Source organism: Kitasatospora sp. NBC_00039, from assembly GCF_045160625.1.
GTDB lineage: Bacteria > Actinomycetota > Actinomycetes > Streptomycetales > Streptomycetaceae > Kitasatospora.
This window is the reverse complement of sequence record NZ_CP108289.1, coordinates 5829719-5847533: the sequence shown is the minus strand read 5'-3', so window position 1 is coordinate 5847533 and position 17815 is coordinate 5829719. Positions and strand designations below refer to the sequence as shown.

General features: G+C 72.7%; 15 protein-coding genes. 5 read left to right on the top strand and 10 right to left on the bottom strand.

Going from position 1 to position 17815, the window contains the following annotated elements; translation table 11 throughout:
- Nucleotides 1-176 precede the first annotated feature (176 nt).
- Nucleotides 177-1094, top strand: a complete 918-nt coding sequence (locus OG286_RS26025; RefSeq protein ID WP_396325602.1) for an aminoglycoside phosphotransferase family protein — start codon at nucleotides 177-179, stop codon at nucleotides 1092-1094.
- Here OG286_RS26025 and OG286_RS26020 read toward each other — a convergent pair.
- From OG286_RS26020 to dxr, 5 genes are all read right to left on the bottom strand, one after another.
- Nucleotides 1067-1642, bottom strand: coding sequence for a GNAT family N-acetyltransferase (locus OG286_RS26020; protein WP_396325603.1), 576 nt, complete (start codon nucleotides 1640-1642; stop codon nucleotides 1067-1069). The two genes, OG286_RS26025 and OG286_RS26020, sit on opposite strands and share 28 nt — an antisense overlap.
- Before the next feature lie 74 nt (nucleotides 1643-1716).
- Nucleotides 1717-2592 carry a GNAT family N-acetyltransferase gene (locus OG286_RS26015; RefSeq protein ID WP_396325626.1) on the bottom strand — a complete coding sequence of 292 codons (876 nt, stop codon included), beginning with the start codon at nucleotides 2590-2592 and terminating at the stop codon, nucleotides 1717-1719.
- A 137-nt stretch (nucleotides 2593-2729) separates the two neighbouring features.
- Entirely contained in the window at nucleotides 2730-3890 is a 1161-nt protein-coding gene (gene ispG, locus OG286_RS26010; protein WP_396325604.1) for a flavodoxin-dependent (E)-4-hydroxy-3-methylbut-2-enyl-diphosphate synthase, read from the bottom strand.
- 142 nt (nucleotides 3891-4032) lie between these two features.
- Entirely contained in the window at nucleotides 4033-5337 is a 1305-nt protein-coding gene (locus OG286_RS26005; RefSeq protein WP_405365810.1) for a M50 family metallopeptidase, read from the bottom strand.
- 135 nt (nucleotides 5338-5472) lie between these two features.
- Nucleotides 5473-6702 (bottom strand): 1-deoxy-D-xylulose-5-phosphate reductoisomerase, encoded by a 1230-nt coding sequence (dxr, locus tag OG286_RS26000; RefSeq protein WP_396325606.1) that lies wholly within the window; start codon nucleotides 6700-6702, stop codon nucleotides 5473-5475.
- Nucleotides 6703-6788: 86 nt separating this feature from the next.
- On the opposite strand from dxr, the gene OG286_RS25995 reads away from it, so the two are divergent.
- Complete coding sequence (locus tag OG286_RS25995; protein ID WP_405359890.1) at nucleotides 6789-7454, top strand: NAD(P)H-binding protein; 666 nt, start codon at nucleotides 6789-6791, stop codon at nucleotides 7452-7454.
- Nucleotides 7455-7541: 87 nt separating this feature from the next.
- Here the strand turns inward: OG286_RS25995 and OG286_RS25990 are convergent, their stop codons facing one another.
- The 3 genes from OG286_RS25990 to OG286_RS25980 form a co-directional block, all read right to left on the bottom strand.
- Complete coding sequence (locus OG286_RS25990; RefSeq protein WP_396325608.1) at nucleotides 7542-8984, bottom strand: aldehyde dehydrogenase family protein; 1443 nt, start codon at nucleotides 8982-8984, stop codon at nucleotides 7542-7544.
- Nucleotides 8985-9180: 196 nt separating this feature from the next.
- A complete protein-coding gene (locus OG286_RS25985; RefSeq protein WP_396325609.1) occupies nucleotides 9181-10746 on the bottom strand; it encodes a PucR family transcriptional regulator in 1566 nt (521 codons plus the stop codon).
- A gap of 174 nt (nucleotides 10747-10920) precedes the next feature.
- Nucleotides 10921-13008 carry an ATP-binding protein gene (locus OG286_RS25980; RefSeq protein WP_405365809.1) on the bottom strand — a complete coding sequence of 696 codons (2088 nt, stop codon included), beginning with the start codon at nucleotides 13006-13008 and terminating at the stop codon, nucleotides 10921-10923.
- Between the two features lie 240 nt (nucleotides 13009-13248).
- Here OG286_RS25980 and gabT point away from each other — a divergent pair, with 240 nt between their 5' ends.
- Both gabT and OG286_RS25970 read left to right on the top strand, forming a co-directional pair.
- Complete coding sequence (gabT, locus tag OG286_RS25975; RefSeq protein WP_396325611.1) at nucleotides 13249-14604, top strand: 4-aminobutyrate--2-oxoglutarate transaminase; 1356 nt, start codon at nucleotides 13249-13251, stop codon at nucleotides 14602-14604.
- 525 nt (nucleotides 14605-15129) lie between these two features.
- Complete coding sequence (locus tag OG286_RS25970; RefSeq protein WP_396325612.1) at nucleotides 15130-15735, top strand: phosphatase PAP2 family protein; 606 nt, start codon at nucleotides 15130-15132, stop codon at nucleotides 15733-15735.
- Here the strand turns inward: OG286_RS25970 and OG286_RS25965 are convergent.
- On the bottom strand, nucleotides 15732-16067 hold the full coding sequence (locus OG286_RS25965) for a DUF2218 domain-containing protein (RefSeq protein ID WP_396325613.1): 336 nt from the start codon (nucleotides 16065-16067) through the stop codon (nucleotides 15732-15734). The two genes, OG286_RS25970 and OG286_RS25965, sit on opposite strands and share 4 nt — an antisense overlap.
- Before the next feature lie 244 nt (nucleotides 16068-16311).
- Between OG286_RS25965 and OG286_RS25960 the strand changes: the two genes are divergently transcribed.
- Nucleotides 16312-16905, top strand: coding sequence for a MarR family winged helix-turn-helix transcriptional regulator (locus tag OG286_RS25960; protein ID WP_396325614.1), 594 nt, complete (start codon nucleotides 16312-16314; stop codon nucleotides 16903-16905).
- Here the strand turns inward: OG286_RS25960 and OG286_RS25955 are convergent.
- Nucleotides 16796-17737: an EamA family transporter gene (locus OG286_RS25955; RefSeq protein ID WP_405363708.1), complete on the bottom strand. Its 942-nt coding sequence runs from the start codon at nucleotides 17735-17737 to the stop codon at nucleotides 16796-16798. The two genes, OG286_RS25960 and OG286_RS25955, sit on opposite strands and share 110 nt — an antisense overlap.
- Between the last annotated feature and the right edge of the window lie 78 nt (nucleotides 17738-17815).

Sequence of the window (17815 nt, the reverse complement as noted above, 5' to 3'; positions counted from 1 at the left end):
GCCCCCGGTGCCCCGCACCGGTACCGGCCCCGCCGGCTTCCCGCCCCCACCGCCCTGACCTGCAGATACCGCCCTCACCACGCCCCACTCCCTTGCGTCGCTGACCTGCGGTTTCGCCGCCATGGCCGACAATGGACGGGTAGCACCACGGGGGAAGCACCAACCGGAAGGCCAGCATGTCGGCAGCATCAGGGCAGATCACCGTCCCCGAGTGGCTGGCGCGAAGCGTCGGCGCGGACGAGGAGGGGCGGAGCTGGCTGGCGGAGCTGCCCGGCCTGGTCGCCGACGGGCTGGCCCGCTGGGATCTCACCCTGGAACGGGTGCTCGACCCCGGTGGCAGCCTGAGCCTGATCGGCTACGTCCACCGCGACGACCTCAGCCCCGCCGTCCTCAAGGCCGGCCTGGTCACTCCCGAGACCGCACAGGAGCACGCCGCGCTCGCCCACTGGGCCGGCCGCGGGGCCGTGCTCCTGCTGGCCGCCGACCCGGCCCGGGGGGTGCTGCTGCTGGAGCGGCTGCACGGTGACATCCCGCTGCGGTCGCTGGCCGAGCCGAAGGCGATGCTGGAGGCCACCAGCCTGCTGCACCGGCTCTGGGTGGAGCCGTCCGAGGGCCACCCGTTCCCCCCGCTCGCCGACCGGGTCGCCGCCACCGCCGAGCGGCTGCGCCGCCACGCCGAACTGCCCGGCGCCGCCGAGGTGTCCGCCCTGGTCGCCGAGGCCGTGGAGACCGCCGAGGGGCTGCTCGGCTCCGCCACCGAGGTGTTCCTGCTGCACGGCGACTTCCACCACGGCAACGTGCTGGCCGCCGACCGCGCGCCCTGGCTGGCGATCGACCCCCGGCCGCTGACCGGCGAACGCGCCTACGACCTGGCCCGGCTGGCGCTGGACCGGGCGGACACGCTGGTCGGCTCCCCGGGCGTGCCGGCCGCCGTCCGCCGCCGGCTGCACCAGCTCTCCGACGCCCTGGGCGTGGACCGGGAGCGGCTGCGCGGCTGGACGCTGGTCCGCGCCGCCGACCTCGGCCTGCGCGCGCTGGCGGCGGGCCGCCGGGAGGACGCCGAGCTCTACCTGGAGTTCGCCGGCGCGCTCTGAGGCGCCGGCGGCTCCAGCAGCGGAAGCCGGGCCCCCATGACGGCGTAGAGGCGCTCGGTGTTGGGGAAGTGCACCGCGCGCGCGAGGTCCTGGTAGCCGAGGGAGCGGTAGAGGCGCCGGGCGGGGGTCTCGGCGTCGATCGCGGAGAGGATGCTGCGGCGCAGGCCGGACCGCTCGCAGAGGGTCCGGATCAGGGCGGAGCCGATGCCCCGGCCCTGGTGGTCGGGCAGCACGTGCAGCTCGGTGATCGCGAAGACGTCGTCCAGCCACTCCCCGTACCCGTAGGCCTCCAGGTAGGGCTGGATCACGGTGCTCCACCAGTGCTCGCGGCGGTTGGGCATGCCGTACCCGAAGCCGACCAGCCGGCCGCCGCTGAGCGCGCCCAGCGCGATCACCCCGGGCTGCTGCGCGTGCCGCCCGACGATGTGCAGGCGGACCATGACCTCCTCGGGCGTCAGCCCGAACGCCACCGCCTGGACATCGAGCGCCTGCGGCGCCCACGCCGCAAGGTCGATGGCCTCGATCGTCACCCCGGTCAGCTGATCCATGACCCGGACGTTACTACCGGCGAAGGCCCGGTGCGGCCCTGGGCCCGGAACCGGCTTCCTCCACAGCGCACGCCTCAGAAAAGGACACTCATGAACGCGCCGACCTCGCGGAAGCCGACCCGGCGGTAGGCCGCGCGGGCGCGCAGGTTGTAGTCGTTGACGTAGAGCGAGACCACCGGGGCGACCTCGCGCAGGGCGATGTCGAGGACGGCGGCCATTCCGGTCTCGGAGAGCCCCTGACCGCGGTGGGCGGGGTCGACCCAGACGCCCTGGATCTGGCAGGCGCCCTCGGTGACGGCTCCGATCTCGGCCTTGAAGACCACCTGGCCGTCCTCGGCGAACCGGGCGAACGAGCGCCCGGCGGCGACCAGTTCGGCGACCCGGGCCTGGTAGAGCAGTCCGCCGTCGCCGGCCAGGGGGGAGACCCCGACCTCCTCGGTGAACATCGCCACGCAGGCCGGCATCAGCGTCTCGACCTCGGTGCGCCGTACCCGCCGCACCAGCGGGTCGGGGGCGATCTCGGCGGACGGCACGGTGGTGGCCATCAACGGCTGGTGGCCGCGGACCTCGCGGGCCGGGCCCCAGCTGCGTTCCAGCAGTGCCCAGAGGGCTGCGGTGGGCTCGGCGGGGCCGACGATCGAGGAGCACCGGCGGCCCTGGCGGCGGGCCCGTTCGGCGAAGGCCTGGACGGCCTGCGGCCCGGCGTTGACCAGCACGAGGTTGGCGCCGGCGTAACAGAGCGCGTCCAGTTCGCCGTGCTCGTCGTACCAGCCCCACATCTCGCCGCCGAGGCGCCAGGGGTCGAGGCCGACGGACTCGACCCGGGTGGCGACGAAGGCGTTGGCGACCGGGTCCCGGTGCAACACCTCCAGGGTGTCCGCGAGGTCGGGGGCCTCCAGGACGCGCGTGGTCACCAGGGCGCGGGCGGCCTGGAACGAGCTGGGGAGCATCACACCTCGATCGAGCATCGAGACAGCACCTCACTGAGACGACTCTGGCCGCACCCTACTCCGTGACCCCACCCGGCTACGGCCGCGGGGTCGTCCGCGCACGGACGACCCCGCCTCCGGAAACTACCGTCCGCTGGTCACTCCGCAGCGGTCACGGTCGGGGCACCCGACTCGACGCCCTCGGCCTGCATCTGCTCGGCGAGCTTGAGGGCCTCCTCGATCAGGGTCTCGACGATCTTCGACTCGGGGACGGTCTTGATGACCTCGCCCTTGACGAAGATCTGGCCCTTGCCGTTGCCGGAGGCGACGCCGAGATCGGCCTCGCGGGCCTCGCCCGGACCGTTGACGACGCAGCCCATGACGGCGACGCGCAGCGGCACCTCCATGCCCTCCAGGCCGGCGGTGACCTCCTCCGCGAGCTTGTAGACGTCGACCTGGGCGCGGCCGCAGGACGGGCAGGAGACGATCTCCAGGCCGCGCTCGCGCAGGCCGAGCGACTCCAGGATCTGGTTGCCGACCTTGATCTCCTCGGCCGGCGGAGCGGAGAGGGAGACCCGGATGGTGTCGCCGATGCCCTCGGCGAGCAGCGCGCCGAAGGCGACCGCGGACTTGATGGTGCCCTGGAACGCCGGGCCGGCCTCGGTGACACCGAGGTGCAGCGGGTAGTCACAGGCGGCGGCGAGCTGGCGGTACGCGTTGATCATCACGACCGGGTCGTTGTGCTTGACCGAGATCTTGATGTCGCGGAAGTCGTGCTCCTCGAACAGCGAGCACTCCCAGAGCGCGGACTCGACCAGCGCCTCGGGGGTGGCCCGGCCGTACTTCTCCAGGAGGCGCTTGTCGAGCGAGCCCGCGTTGACGCCGATCCGGATCGGGACCCCGGCGTCCCTGGCGGCCTTGGCGATCTCGCCGACCTTGTCGTCGAAGGCCTTGATGTTGCCCGGGTTGACGCGGACCGCGGCGCAGCCGGCGTCGATCGCGGCGAAGACGTACTTCGGCTGGAAGTGGATGTCCGCGATGACCGGGATCTTCGACTTCTTGGCGATGATCGGCAGCGCGTCGGCGTCGTCCTGCGACGGGCAGGCCACCCGGACGATCTGACAGCCGGAGGCGGTCAGCTCCGCGATCTGCTGCAGCGTGGCGTTGATGTCCGCCGTCACCGTGGTGGTCATGGACTGCACCGAGACGGGCGCGTCGCCGCCGACCGGAACGTTGCCGACCATGATCTGCCGGGAGAAACGGCGCTTGGCGAGCGGCTTGAGCGGCAGGGACGGAATACCGAGCGAGATCGCGGTCATGTGCGCAGGGTTCCCCGGGGTTGAGGTGAGGTCGGTCCGGCCGTTCGGGAAGGCCGGGGCCGGGCGCGCCGATGAACGCGCACCCGGCCTCCAACGGTACGGCACGGTGGTGGCCCCGGGCACACCAGCCGTACCCGCACCGTCAGCTGATCTTGACGGGGTTCACCAGGTCGGCTACCAGCACCAGCAGGGTGAAGCCGATGAAGATGCTGGCCACCACGTAGGCGAGCGGCATCAGCCGGGCCACGTCGAAGGGGCCCGGGTCGGGCCGCTTGAACAGCCGTGCGAGACGCCGGCGGACCGACTCCCAGAGCGCGCCGGCGATGTGGCCGCCGTCCAGCGGGAGCAGCGGCAGCATGTTGAACAGGAAGAGCGACAGGTTGATACCGGCCAGCAGGTTCACGAAGAACGCGATCCGCTGGCTGCCGGGGATGTCGAGGGAGAAGACCTCACCGCTGACCCGGGCGGCACCGACCATGCCGATCGGCGAGTCCGGGTCGCGGGGGGCGTCGCCGACGACCGCGTTCCACAGGCCCGGAATCTTGCCGGGCAGGGCGGCCAGCGACTTCACCCCGTTCTCGCCCATGTCGTACATCCGGTCGAGGGACTGGCCGAAGGTCTGCTGGACGATCGCGCGCTTCGGGGTGAACCCGAGGAAGCCCGCCTGCACGGTCTCGCCCTTGACCGGCAGATTGTTGCCGTCGAACTTCTGCACGGCGTTGACGGCGATCGTGGGGGTGAGCGTGAGCTGCTGCCCGTCGCGCTCGACCACGATCGGCACGACCTTGCCGGCCGACTTGCGGATGTCCGTCTGGAGCTGGTCGTAGTCGCGGATCCGGTCACCGTCGAAGGAGACGACCTTGTCGCCCTGCTTCAGGCCGACCTGGAAGGCCGGGGTCGGCGGCGCGTCGGCCGGGCAGACGTCGGTGGGCTGGCCGGCCTTGACGATGCACTGGGAGACCGAGCCGATGGTCGGCAGCGCGGTGGGCTGCCCGAAGCCCATGTTGACCGTCAGGAAGAGCCCGAACGCGAGGATCAGGTTCATGAACGGGCCGGCGAACATGACGATGACGCGTTTCCACGGCTTGCGGGTGTAGAAGAGGCGGCTCTCGTCACCCTCCTGGAGCTCCTCGTAGGAGGCCTCCCGGGCGTCCTCGATCATCGTCCGGAACGGCGAGCTGCTGCGCTTGGTGATCCGCCCGTCCTCACCGGGAGGGAACATCCCGATCATGCGGATGTACCCGCCCAGCGGGATCGCCTTGAAGCCGTACTCGGTCTCGCCCTTCTTCCGGGACCAGACCGTCGGGCCGAAGCCGACCATGTACTGCGGCACCCTGATGCCGAACAGCTTGGCCGTGGAGAGGTGGCCCAGCTCGTGCCAGGCGATCGAGATGAGCAGCCCGACCGCGAAGACCAGGATGCCGACCACCGTCAAAACCGTTGCCACAGCTGGCCCTCCGTCATGCCGCTCCGCTCGTCGTCTTGTCGTACCGCGTCGTGCCGTAGAGCGTCGTACGGCAGGGCGACCTACCGTACGACGGCCCGTCGGTCCCGCGGTACCTCTGCACTGCGGCCGGAGCCGTCAGCCCGCCGCCAGCTCGCGGGCCCGGGCGCGGGCCCAGTCCTCCGCGTGCAGGACGTCCTCGACGGTCAGAGAAGTTCCCGACGCCGGCGCCCCGTGCTCGGTCACGACCTTGGCAACAGTGTCCACGATTCCCGTGAAGGCGAGGCGGCCGTTCAGGAACGCCTCCACGCACTCCTCGTTCGCCGCGTTGAAGACGGCCGGGACGGTGCCGCCCAGCGACCCCGCCTCGCGGGCCAGCTCGACCGCCGGGAAGGCCTCGTTGTCCAGCGGGAAGAACTCCCAGGTGGCCGCCTTGGTCCAGTCGCAGCCGGGCGCCGCGTCCGGGACCCGGTCCGGCCAGCCGATGCCCAGCGCGATCGGCATCCGCATGTCCGGCGGGCTCGCCTGCGCCAGCGTCGACCCGTCCGTGAACTCCACCATCGAGTGCACGACCGACTGCGGATGGACCACGACCTCGATTCGCTCGAACGGCACGTCGTAGAGCAGGTGCGCCTCGATCACCTCCAGGCCCTTGTTGACCAGGGTGGCCGAGTTGATCGTCACCACCGGGCCCATCGCCCAGGTCGGGTGCGCCAGCGCGTCCTTCGGGGTGACGCCGGCCAACTGCTCACGCGTCCGGCTGCGGAACGGGCCGCCGCTGGCGGTGACCACCAGCTTGCGGACCTCCGCCCGGGTGCCGCCGGCCAGCGCCTGGAACAGCGCGGCGTGCTCGGAGTCCACGGGCACGATCTGCCCGGCCTTCGCCACCGCCTTCACCAGCGGACCGCCGACGATCAGCGACTCCTTGTTCGCCAGCACCAGCACCCGGCCCGCCTCCAGCGCGGCCAGAGTGGGACGCAGGCCGATCGAACCGGTGATGCCGTTCAGCACCGAGTGGCACTCCATCGCCGCCAGCTCGGTGGCCGCGTCCGGGCCCGCCAGCACGGCGGGCAGCGGCCGGCCGGCCGCCTTCGCCGCCAGCGCCTCGCGCAGCGCCGGCTCGGCCGCCGGGTCGGCGACCGCCACCGTGTGCACGCCCAGCTCCAGGGCCTGCTCGGCGAGCAGCTCCACCCGGCCGCCGGCCGCCGACAGGGCGACCACGCGGAAACGGTCCGGGTTGCGGCGCACCACGTCGATGGCCTGGGTGCCGATCGAACCGGTGGAGCCGAGGATCACCAGCTCCCGGGGAGCGGAAGGGTCCTTCACCGCGGGGGTGAAGCGCAGCTGCGGGTGGGCGAGCGAAGTCATGCGCCCATTGTGTCCTGCCCGCCGGCCTCCCCGGGACGCCCCTCCTCCGCAGGACGCCGCCGGGCGCCCCGGCTACCGTCAGAGCCATGCGTACCGTCATCGCCGGAGGCCACGGACAGATCGCGCTCAAGCTGGAAAGGCTGCTCGCCGAGCACGGCGACCGGCCCGCCGGGATCATCCGCCGCCCCGAACAGGCCGAGGCCCTCGAGGCCGCAGGCGCCGAGCCGCTACTGCTCGACCTGGAGGCCGCCACCGTCCACGAACTCGCCCCCCTGCTCACCGGCGCCGACGCGGTGGTCTTCGCCGCCGGCGCCGGACCGGGCAGCGGAGCCGACCGCAAGAACACCGTCGACCGCGACGCCGCCGTCCTGTTCGCCGACGCCGCCGAACTCGCCGGCGTCCGGCGCTACCTGATCATCTCCTCGATGGGCGCCGACGCCGGCGCCCACTACCCCGCCGACCCGGTGTTCGAGACCTACCTGCGGGCCAAGGGCGCCGCCGACGACGCCGTCCGGGCCCGCACCACGCTGGACTGGACGGTGCTGCGCCCCGGCCGGCTCACCGACGGACCGGGCACCGGTCTCGTCCGGCTCGCCCCGTCCGTCGGGCGCGGCGCGGTGGACCGGGCCGACGTGGCCGCCGTCCTGGCCGCGCTGCTGCACGAGCCGGGCACCGCGGGGCAGACCCTGGAACTGGTCTCCGGCAACGCCACCGTGGCGGAGGCCGTCGCGGCGGCCGCCGGGCACGCCTGACCGGCCCGGACGTCGGCATGCCGAGGGCCCGGCACCGCGCTGAAGCGGTGCCGGGCCCTCGGTGCGTCGACCTGTCGGTGCGCCGTCCTAGAGGTCCAGGCCGGTGAGGACCAGGACCTTCTCGACGGTGTAGTCGCCCATCGCGTACTTGACGCCCTCGCGGCCGACGCCGGAGTCCTTGACGCCGCCGTACGGCATCTGGTCGGCGCGGTAGGACGGGGCGTCACCGATGATCACGCCGCCGACCTCCAGCTCCCGCTGGGCACGGAAGGCGGTCTGCAGGTCACGGGTGAAGACGCCCGCCTGCAGGCCGAAGGCCGAGTCGTTGACGGCGGCGAAGGCCTCGTCGGTGCCGTCCACCTTGTGCAGCGACAGGACCGGGCCGAACACCTCGGCCTTGGCCAGGATCGCGTCGGCCGGCAGGTCGGCCAGCACGGTCGGGGCGTAGGTCGCACCCTCGCGGGTACCGCCGGTGAGCACCTTGGCGCCCTTGGCGACGGCGTCGTCCACCCAGGACTCCACCCGCTTGGCGGCGTTCTCGTCGACCAGCGGACCGACATCGGTCGCGTCCTCGTTGGGGTCACCGGTGACCTGGGCGCGGACCTTGGCCACGACCTTCTCCACCAGCGCGTCGTACACGGACGCGTCGGCGATCACGCGCTGCACCGAGATGCAGGACTGGCCGCCCTGGTAGTTGGCGAACATCGCGATCCGGGTGGCGGCCCAGTCCAGGTCGGCCTCGGAAGACCAGTCGGCGAGCACCACGGCGGCGGCGTTCCCGCCCAGCTCCAGGGTGGTGTGCTTGCGCGGCACCGAGTCCATGATCTGGTAGCCGACCTTGTCCGAGCCGGTGAAGGAGATCACCGGCAGACGCGGGTCCTGCACCAGGGCGGGCATCCGGTCGTTCGGCACCGGCAGAACGCTCCAGGAGCCGGCCGGCAGGTCCGTCTCGGCCAGGATCTCGCCCAGCACCATCGCCGAGAGCGGGGTGGCCGGAGCCGGCTTGAGGATGATCGGGGCGCCGACCGCGATCGCCGGGGCGACCTTGTGGGCGACCAGGTTCAGCGGGAAGTTGAACGGCGCGATGCCCAGCACCACGCCGCGCGGGAACTTGCGCACCACCGCGAAACGGCCCACGCCGCCCGGGTCGGTGTCCAGCCGCATGGTCTCGCCGTTGGTCCGGCGGGCCTCCTCGGCCGCCCAGCGGAAGACGGAGACGGCACGGCCGACCTCACCGCGGGCCCACTTGATCGGCTTGCCGTTCTCGGCAGTGATCAGCCGGGCGATCTCCTCGGTGCGCTCGGCCAGGCGCTTGGCCACGTGGTCCAGCGCGGCGGCACGCACGTGCGCGGGGGTCGCGGCGAACACCGGAAGCGCGGCGACGGCGGCGTCCAGCGCCTCCTCGACCTGGGCCTCGGTCGGCACACTGACCTTGCCGACCAGGCGGCCGTCCCAGCTGTTGTGCACCTCGAAGTCGGCGTCGCCGCTCGCCCGGCGGCCGGCCAGCCAGAATTCGTACGTGGTGGTCACCGTGGTACCGGCCCTCTCCTCGTCGTCCTCACGGCCCCACGGACGTGGAACCTGAAACCGAGGGTAGGGCGGCGGCACGCCGACCCGGATTGGCCACGGAGTAGCGTTCGCCTCCGCGCGCACTCCACAGCGTCCAGCCGGACGGGTCCCGGGGGGCCGGGGGCCGGGGGCCGGGGGCCCGCTGCCGGAGCCGGTGCTACTCCTCGCCGGAGCGGAGCGCCAGCCAGAGCTCCATCCGCACGTCCGTGTCGTCCAGCGAGCGGCCCAGCAACTCCTCGACCCGCCGCATCCGGTACCGCAGGGTGTGCCGGTGAACGCCGAGATCGGCGGCGGCGGCGTCCCACTGCCCGTGTCTGGAGAGCCAGGCCCGCAGCGAGGCCACCAGGTCACCACGCGCCGTACGGTCGTGCTCCCGCAGCGGACGCAGCAGCCCCTCCGCGAACGCCGTCACCGCGTCCTCCCCGAGCAACGGCAGCAGCGAACCCGCGCCCACCTCCTCGTGGTCCACCGACCGGCGGCCACCACGCAGCGCCACCGCCAGCGCCCGCTCGGCCTGCGCGTGCGCCGTCCCCGCCTCCTCCAGAGCGGCCGGCGCCGAGACGCCCAGCGACAGCCCCTCGTGCTCCTCCACCACACCGAGACAGGCCCGGTGCACCGAACCGTTGTCCAGCGCCAGCACCATCAGCCGCGCCCCGTGCGCACCGTCCTCCCGCGCCACCAGCAGCTTCTCGCCCACCCGGGCACCCGCCTGCTCGGCCCGGTCCCCCAGCTCGCCCAGCGCCTCCGCGGCGTCCACGCCCTGCCCGGCGCCCGCCACCATGACCCGGACCGTCCCCTCCGGCAGGCCGCCGAACAGCCCAGCCGCCACCTGCCGGGCCGTCGCCACCTCGCCCGCCAGCACCATCCGCAGCAGCGCCGCGCCCATCCGCTCCTCCGCCTGCCGCAGCTCGCGCGAGCGCTCCAGGGTGAGGGTCAGCAGCGCCACCGCCGCATTCAGCACGTACCGCTCGGTCGGGGTGATCCGGTCCTCGGTCCCCACCGCCAGGAAGCCCCGGGCCCGCCGGTCCGCCCCCAGCGACTGGACCACCACGTAGTCCTCGTCCGCCGTGTCTATCCCCGGCGAACGCCCCTGCAGCGCCGCACTCGACGGCGCCGGGCGCCGGCGCAGCCGGTCCACCTCGGCCGCCAGTCGGCCCGCCCGGCGGGCCGCCCAGTCCGGCGCCACCACCGACAGCGCACCCGACCCGTCGTACAGCGCCGCCCAACCACCCAGCCGCGCCGCCAGCCGGCGCACCACCGCCGTGGTGCCGTCCTTGCCCAGCGCCGCCCGGGTCAGCTCCTCCTGCGCCTCGAAACTGGTCGTCACCGCCTCGTACTGCTCGGCCGCCAGCGCCGCCGACACCACCTTGCTGATCGCGATGAACGGCGTCGGCTCCGGCACCCGCAACAGCGGAAGCCCGCGCTGCGCCGCCGCGTCCACCAGCGGCTGCGGCACCTCCGTGTGCGACAGCCCGACACCCAGACCCAGCCCCACCACGCCCGCGTCGGCCAGCCGGTGCACGTACGCCTGCAACTGGGCGGCGGTACGGCCCAGCTTGATACCGGTGGTGAGCAGCAGCTCACCGCCCTCGAGGAACGGCGTCGGGTCGTCCAGCTCGCTGGTGTGCACCCAGCGGACCGGCCGCTCCAGATGGTCCGCACCGGCGAGGACCGTCAGATGGAGCGAGGTGTTGCGGACGACGGAGGCGAGTGTGGGAGGCATGGCACCTTCGAGGGAACGACCTGACCGCGCCGTTGCGGCCGGGCGAGGAGAGGGCAGAGGGAGCTGGGGCTTCAGTGGCTTCTGGTTCGGGGTGGGGGTCGAGGGAGGAGTCTCTCCTCTCATTATGGACGCCCCGGACAACCGGCACTGCCGAATCCACCTCGAAGGCGAGCTTCAGCCCCGCAGATCCACCAGCAGCGGTGGCACCTGCTCACCCGACACCGCCGTCAACGACACCACGGCATGCCCCGCCGGCAACGCGTGCGCCAGATCCGACGGCGACCAGCGCAACCGCTCCACGTCCCGGGTGGTCACCGACTCGGTCTGCGCGGTCGTCCCCGACAACGCCTTCCGCCCCAACCGCCCGGCCCGCCGGAGGGCGCCGCCCTCCGTCTGTGGGACATGAGTGACGACCTTCTCGTGTATCACGTGAGTGCCCCAGGCTTCGGAGAAGAACTTTCCGTCCCAGGGCGCGATGCCAGGGAAGACCATTCGGCATCCGACGGCACCGAACAGCGGGGTCCGAAGCGCCTCCGGCAGGTCCATGAGTGTGCGCAGCAGCAGAACCGCGCCGGCGTTTGCGCCGCGCATCCGCTGCAGGCCCCGCACCGTACTCGCATCGAGTGCTGCCGACGCGTCGTCCACCACAAGACCGGCGAAGAGCGAACGATCCTCACGGACAACCGCCGCCAGAACGAACTGCCCCACCACCAGTCGGGACAGAATGCGCGCCGCCTCCGGGTGACTGCGTTCTGGCAGCTTCACCCGTACCCGCAGCGGGTGGTCAAGGGCACGCATCGCGAACGGCGGCCGACCGGAGCCGTCCGTCATGAACGCCCCCTCGAACGCCGGCCTGTCCAGCAGTGCCAGCCGGTCCGCCAGCAGTGCGCCCGGGTCGTCCGCCCTGTCCCGTTGCAGGTCACGGTGCTCAAGGTCCCGCTCGTACGTCTCCAGTCGGCCCGCCACCCGCAAGGCCTTCACCAACGCGTCCGTCACGCCCGCCTCACCCGAGAGCAGCCCCCGCAGCTCTCGCACGCCGGGGTAGCGGCCGTAGGCGGCGTGGAACGGACCCACCACCTGCTGGAGCGCCATGCGGGCGCTCTCCGCACGTGCGGTCAGCTCGTCCGGCAGCAGTGCGTCCGCCAACCGGGCGGCAGCCTCGTCCGGGTCCTGCGTGGCGCCGTAGAGGTCCAGGCCGTAGGCCGAACCCGGCTCTCCCGGCGCGATCACCACGTCATACCAGGTGTCTGGGCCGAGATCGGCGTCCGCAGCCCCGATCGCCACCACACACGCCGTCCCTGCCAGCGCCTGAAGACAGAGTGCCTCGGCGGCGGGCCGGGCCAGTCGTGCCGTCTTGCCGGTGCCCGCCGGGCCGACTGCCAGCAGTGAGGTGCCAAGCAGGGTCGGATCGAGTGCAAACCCAGTCGTCCGGTAGATCTGCGAGTTCTTCGGAACATCCTGCGTCGTCCCGAGCCGCACCTGCTGTACCAGCAGATCGTGATGCGCGGCCCGCCCCTGCAGATCCCGACTCCCCGACGGATGGCTGAATGCTGCCGCGCCGCGGGCCATCACCTGGTCCACAAACGCCGGCACGAACACGCGGTCGGCCTGGGCCGACTCCCATGCCCGCTGGATCCGCACATAGTCCACGTCCCCGACCGGTTCCCGGTCGAGTCTGCCTGCCGCCGCCTCGGCCCCACCAACACGTTGGGCAAGCCACGGGTCCGCAACCGGTACCGCCTCCGGCGGCGACATCGGCTTGACGGGTCCCGGCCCTTCATGGGTGATGGCTCGTGCGAGCACAGGGGCGATGTTCTGCCGCCAGCCCGAGCGGGTGAGGAATCGGCGGGCCACCTCCCGCCACCGGCCCGTCCGCCAGAAAACAGCCGCCGCGCAGCTGATGGTGACCAGGTTGATCAGGACCTGCACGACATCGAACTGTTCGGGAGACGTTCCGTCGAACCAACGAAGCAGGAACCCCGCCGCATACATCAACACAACGGTGCCGATGTAGTACGTCGCAATGGTTGCAACCACGTTCAAGGCAGCGCGCAGCAGCAACGGCCCGGTGGGCACCTTCGCCTCTTCGGCCTGCTCGGGGTCGACCTGCTGGTAGCCCTGGCGGTAGATGCCCGGGGGGGCTTCGGGGCGGGGGGCGGCGACCCAGGTGCGGAGGTCGAAGGCGGGTCGCGGGTGGGGCAGGGGTGTGGGGGGTCTGGTGGTGGTCCGCTCGCCGTGGCCCTGCGCCCCGTCCAGTTCCATGTACGGCCCCGCTCCCTCGCCCGCCCGGCCCGACCGTCGTCGGTGCCGCCATACCCATGCCGCCGTACCGGCGACACGCCCCCGCTCAATGTAGTGGAGCGGAGCCGGCGGGTAGTCGCACCACCCGCGCTGGCCGCCCCGGACAAGTCGGACGGCCCAGTGCTACCGAGTGGCGCATGCCTGGCCGGGGAGGGCGGCCGTAGCCTGCGAAGCACCGAGCCGAGAAGTCTGGAGAAACCCATGAGCGCCGCAACGCCGCTCCCGCAGGAGCGCCGCCTGGTCACCGCGATCCCCGGTCCGAAGTCGCAGGAGCTGCAGGCCCGCAAGCTGGGTGCGGTGGCGGCCGGCGTCGGCACCACGCTGCCGGTGTACGTGTCCCGCGCCAACGGTGGCGTGCTGGAGGACGTGGACGGCAACTCGCTGATCGACTTCGGCTCCGGCATCGCCGTGACCAATGTCGGCAACAGCGCCGAGGCCGTGGTGGCCAGGGCGACCGAGCAACTGGCCGCCTTCACCCACACCTGTTTCATGGTGACCCCGTACGAGGGTTACGTGGCCGTGGCCGAGCAGCTCAACGAGCTGACCCCGGGTGACCACGACAAGCGCACCGCGCTGTTCAACTCGGGCGCCGAGGCGGTCGAGAACGCGGTGAAGATCGCCCGCGCCTACACCAAGCGCACCGCCGTCGTGGTGTTCGACCACGGTTACCACGGCCGCACCAACCTCACCATGGGCCTGACGGCGAAGAACATGCCGTACAAGCAGGGCTTCGGTCCGTTCGCCCCGGAGATCTACCGGGTGCCGGTGGCCTACCCGTACCGCTGGCTGACCGGTGCGGAGAACTGCGCCGCCGAGGCCGCCGCCCAGGCGATCGAGATCATCACCAAGCAGATCGGCGCCGACAACGTCGCCGCGATCATCATCGAGCCGATCCAGGGCGAAGGCGGCTTCATCGAGCCGGCCAAGGGCTTCATGCCGGCGATCGTGGAGTTCGCGAAGGCCAACGGCATCGTGTTCGTCGCGGACGAGATCCAGACCGGCTTCTGCCGGACCGGCCAGTGGTTCGCCTGTGACGACGAGGGCATCGTCCCGGACCTGATCACGACCGCCAAGGGCATCGCCGGCGGTCTGCCGCTGGCCGCGGTGACCGGTCGCGCCGAGATCATGGACGCCGCGCACGCCGGTGGCCTGGGCGGCACCTACGGTGGCAACCCGGTGGCGTGTGCCGCCGCGCTGGGCTCCATCGAGACCATGAAGGAGCTGGACCTCAACGGCAAGGCTCAGCGGATCGGCGAGGTCATGCTGGACCGCCTGCGGGCGATGCAGGAGAAGTTCGACATCATCGGCGACGTCCGCGGCCGCGGCGCGATGATCGCGATCGAGCTGGTGAAGCCGGGCACCAAGGAGGCGAACGCGGAGGCCACCGCGGCCATCGCCAAGGCCTGCCACGCCGAGGGCCTGGTGGTGCTGACCGCCGGTACCTACGGCAACGTGCTGCGCTTCCTGCCGCCGCTGGTCATGCCGGAGCACCTGCTGAACGAGGGCCTGGACATCCTCGAGGGCGCCTTCTCGCTCCAGGGCGTCACCACCGCCTGAGCCGGCGGCGCCCACAGGGCGACACCGGCCGCCCCACGGGGCGACCCAGACCCGCCGGAGGGATGTCCGGACAGCGCTGAACGGCCCGTGGGGACTCTCGTCCCCACGGGCCGTTCGGCTGTCGCGGCCCGGTTCGGCCGGGTTCGGCCTGGTGTGCGGGGGTGTCCGAACGGTGGCCCGGCCGGGGTGAAGATGCTGTGCGGAATCGCTGAAGCCACTCGGAGCGGCACAGCCGTTGACGTAGTGTCATGACAGATGGACAGCGAGCCTCAGCCATTGGCGGACCCGTCCGCGGCACCGCCCCCAGCGGCGGGTCCGCGTGTCGGCCGTGAGGACAACCAGGCCGTCCCGCAAGGGCCGGTGCACACCGAAGGCCGATCGACCGACCGTCCGACCCACACCCCCCGGGGCGCGCGGAACGGCGATCATCAGAGCCGCCCCGGAGCTCTCCCCCCTGCTCCGGGGCGGCTACTTCGCGTTCTCGGCCGGTTCGGTGCCTCGGCCGCGCTGCCGGTCCTGCTGGGCGTGGTGCTGGTGCTGGTGTCCTGGCAGGTGGCCGTGGACGGGCCGCTGCTGGGGCTGGACCGCTGGGCCCGGCACGCCGTCCGGGAGACCCGCCACGAGCTGCACAGCACCCTGCTCAACCACCTCGGGAAGGCGCTCTCGGACCTGGGCAGTTCGGTGCCGGCGATCCCGGTGCTGCTGGCCGGCGGGGCACTGGCCGGCTGGCGGGCCCGCCGGGCCGGGGCGCCGCGCTGGTGGCTGCCGGTGGTGGTGGCGGTGCTGACGGCCGGGCTGATCCCGCTGCTGGTGGTGCCGGCGAAGGCCTGGTTCGCCCGGCCGGGCCCGTTCGGGGTGCCGCTCGCGCCGGACCAGTGGGGCTGGTACCCGTCCGGGCACACGGCGACCGCGACCTTCTCGTACGGCGTGGCCGCGCTGCTGCTCGCCCGTACGGTGGGTGCCGCGGCCCGCCGCCGGCTGTACGCGGCGGCCGCGCTGCTGGCGGTCGGCGTCGGCCTCGGGCTGGTGTGGAGCGACTACCACTGGCTGCTGGACGTGGTGGCCGGCTGGTGCCTGGCCGGGCTGGTGCTCTGGGTGCTCGCCCGGTGGCTGCCGCCGCGCAGGGGCTAGGCTTCGGCGGGCTCGTCGTTGCGGTGGACGAGGCCGGCGTCGCCGTTGTCGCGACGCCATTCGACGACCAGTTCGTCGCGGGTGCCGAAGCGGACGAGGTGGCGGCCGACGACGTCCTCCAGGCCGGGCAGGTTCTCGGTCTCGCCCTCGACGGCGAGCAGCAGGGCGTCGGGCGCGGCCTCCAGGGTGGCGGTGCCGGCGCCGAAGGTGAGGGTGCCGCGGCCGGTCTCGTCGGACCAGTGAGCTTCGATCTTGCGGCCCATGTGGGCGGCGAGCTGCTTGGCGTAGCGGGCGGGGCGGGCGGTGGCGACGCGGGCTTCGGAACGGGGCACGGGCCCTCCAGGAATCGACGGAGGGCACTTAGGGTGCCCTCACTTGCGGCTACGTTAACCCAGATACTGAGCTTTACTCAACATTTTTTCCGGCCCCGTTCGGTCCGGTTCCACGCCCGCCCCCGCGCCCGCTTCCACGGCCCGTCCGATGGCCGGTCCGCACCGCACTCCACCGCCCGCACCGCACTCCACCGCCCGGACCGGCCGATACCCTTGGTCGGACACCTGCCGAGGAGAACCGCCCATGACCACCACGCCGACCGACGACGCGGCAGGCTCCTCCCCGGCCCCCGACGCGGCCGCCCCCCAGGAGAGCGCCGGCCCGGAGAGCGCCGACCGGGAGAGCGCCCCCCAGGACACCGCCGCCGAACTCGCCGACGCGATGACCCGGGCGATCAAGCGGATCCGGCGCCGCACCAGCGAGCGGCTGGAGCCCTACGGCATCACCCCCGGCCAGGGCCGCGCCCTGCGCACCCTCGCGCACGCACCCGGCTGCGAGCTGCCGGACCGGGCGATGCGGCTGAGCGACCTCGCGGACCGGCTGCACATCGCCCCGCGCTCGGCCACCACGGTGGTCGACGCCCTGGAGGAGGCGGGCCTGGTCGAGCGGACCCCGGACCCGGCCGACCGGCGCGCGGTGCGGATCGTGCTGACCGCGGCCGGCCACTCGGCGGTGGAGCGCATCGGACTGGTCCGGCACGAGGTGGCGCAGGAGTACTTCGGCCCGGTCAGCCCCGCCGAGCAGGACGCGTTGCTGCGGGCACTGCGCTCCGCCGAGGCCGCGTACGCGGCCGCCACGCCACCGCGGCGGGCAGCGCCCCCGGCCGCAGCGCGGTGATCCCGATCCCGGCGATCACCAGCAGCGCTGCGCAGGCGGCCGGCGGGCTGACCTTCTCCCCGAGCAGCAGCCAGGCCGAGGACATCCCGAACACCGGCACCAGCAGGGAGTAGGGCGCCACGGCGGTGGCGTCGTAGCTGCGCAGCAGGAAGCTCCAGGCGACGAAGCCGAACAGGGTGGAGACCAGCCCGACGTAGCCGATCGCGCCGACGCCCGCCGGGGTGATCTCGCGCAGCGCCTCCAGGTCGGCAGCCGGCCCCTCGACGATCAGGGAGAGCCCGAGCAGCGGCAGCGGCGGGACGGCGCTGACCCAGACCATCCAGCGCAGCGCGTCCGGCGGGGCGGCCTTGCGGGTCAGCACGTTGGAGAGCCCCCAGGCCAGGGCGGCGAGGATGACCAGGGCGAACGCGCCGGCCGGACCGCCGAGGCCGTGGTCGACGGCGCTCAGCCCGATGCCGGCGAAGGCGATCGCGAGGCCGGCCAGCCGCTGCCCGCCGGGCCGTTCACCCAGCAGGACGGCGGCGAACAGCGCGGTGAACACCGCCTGGCTCTGGAGGACCAGCGAGGAGAGCCCGGCCGGCATCCCGGCGTGCATGCCGAGGAAGAGCAGCCCGAACTTGACCACCCCGAGCACGCATCCGACCGCGAGCACCCACCGCCAGGCCACCCGGGGCGGCCCGACGAAGAAGACCGCCGGGACGGCGACCACCGCGAAGCGCAGCGCGCAGAAGAGCAGCGGCGGGAAGTTCTCCAGGCCGACGTGGATGAGCACGAAGTTGAGGCCCCAGACGGCGGCGACCAGGACGGCCAGGGCGATGTGACGCGGTCTCATGCTGCCGCCGGTGGCGGCCGGTGTTGCGGTCATGCACCGAGGATGGCCGCCGGCAACCATGTAGCACTAGCGATGAAT

Excerpts from the sequence above, each read along its gene's own strand:
- OG286_RS26025 (WP_396325602.1), top strand. The coding sequence starts at position 177 with ATGTCGGCAGCATCAGGGCAGATCACCGTCCCCGAGTGGCTGGCGCGA.
- OG286_RS26020 (WP_396325603.1), bottom strand. The coding sequence starts at position 1,642 with ATGGATCAGCTGACCGGGGTGACGATCGAGGCCATCGACCTTGCGGCG.
- OG286_RS26015 (WP_396325626.1), bottom strand. The coding sequence starts at position 2,592 with ATGCTCCCCAGCTCGTTCCAGGCCGCCCGCGCCCTGGTGACCACGCGC.
- ispG (WP_396325604.1), bottom strand. The coding sequence starts at position 3,890 with ATGACCGCGATCTCGCTCGGTATTCCGTCCCTGCCGCTCAAGCCGCTC.
- dxr (WP_396325606.1), bottom strand. The coding sequence starts at position 6,702 with ATGACTTCGCTCGCCCACCCGCAGCTGCGCTTCACCCCCGCGGTGAAG.
- OG286_RS25995 (WP_405359890.1), top strand. The coding sequence starts at position 6,789 with ATGCGTACCGTCATCGCCGGAGGCCACGGACAGATCGCGCTCAAGCTG.
- OG286_RS25985 (WP_396325609.1), bottom strand. The coding sequence starts at position 10,746 with ATGCCTCCCACACTCGCCTCCGTCGTCCGCAACACCTCGCTCCATCTG.
- OG286_RS25980 (WP_405365809.1), bottom strand. The coding sequence starts at position 13,008 with ATGGAACTGGACGGGGCGCAGGGCCACGGCGAGCGGACCACCACCAGA.
- gabT (WP_396325611.1), top strand. The coding sequence starts at position 13,249 with ATGAGCGCCGCAACGCCGCTCCCGCAGGAGCGCCGCCTGGTCACCGCG.
- OG286_RS25960 (WP_396325614.1), top strand. The coding sequence starts at position 16,312 with ATGACCACCACGCCGACCGACGACGCGGCAGGCTCCTCCCCGGCCCCC.
- OG286_RS25955 (WP_405363708.1), bottom strand. The coding sequence starts at position 17,737 with ATGAGACCGCGTCACATCGCCCTGGCCGTCCTGGTCGCCGCCGTCTGG.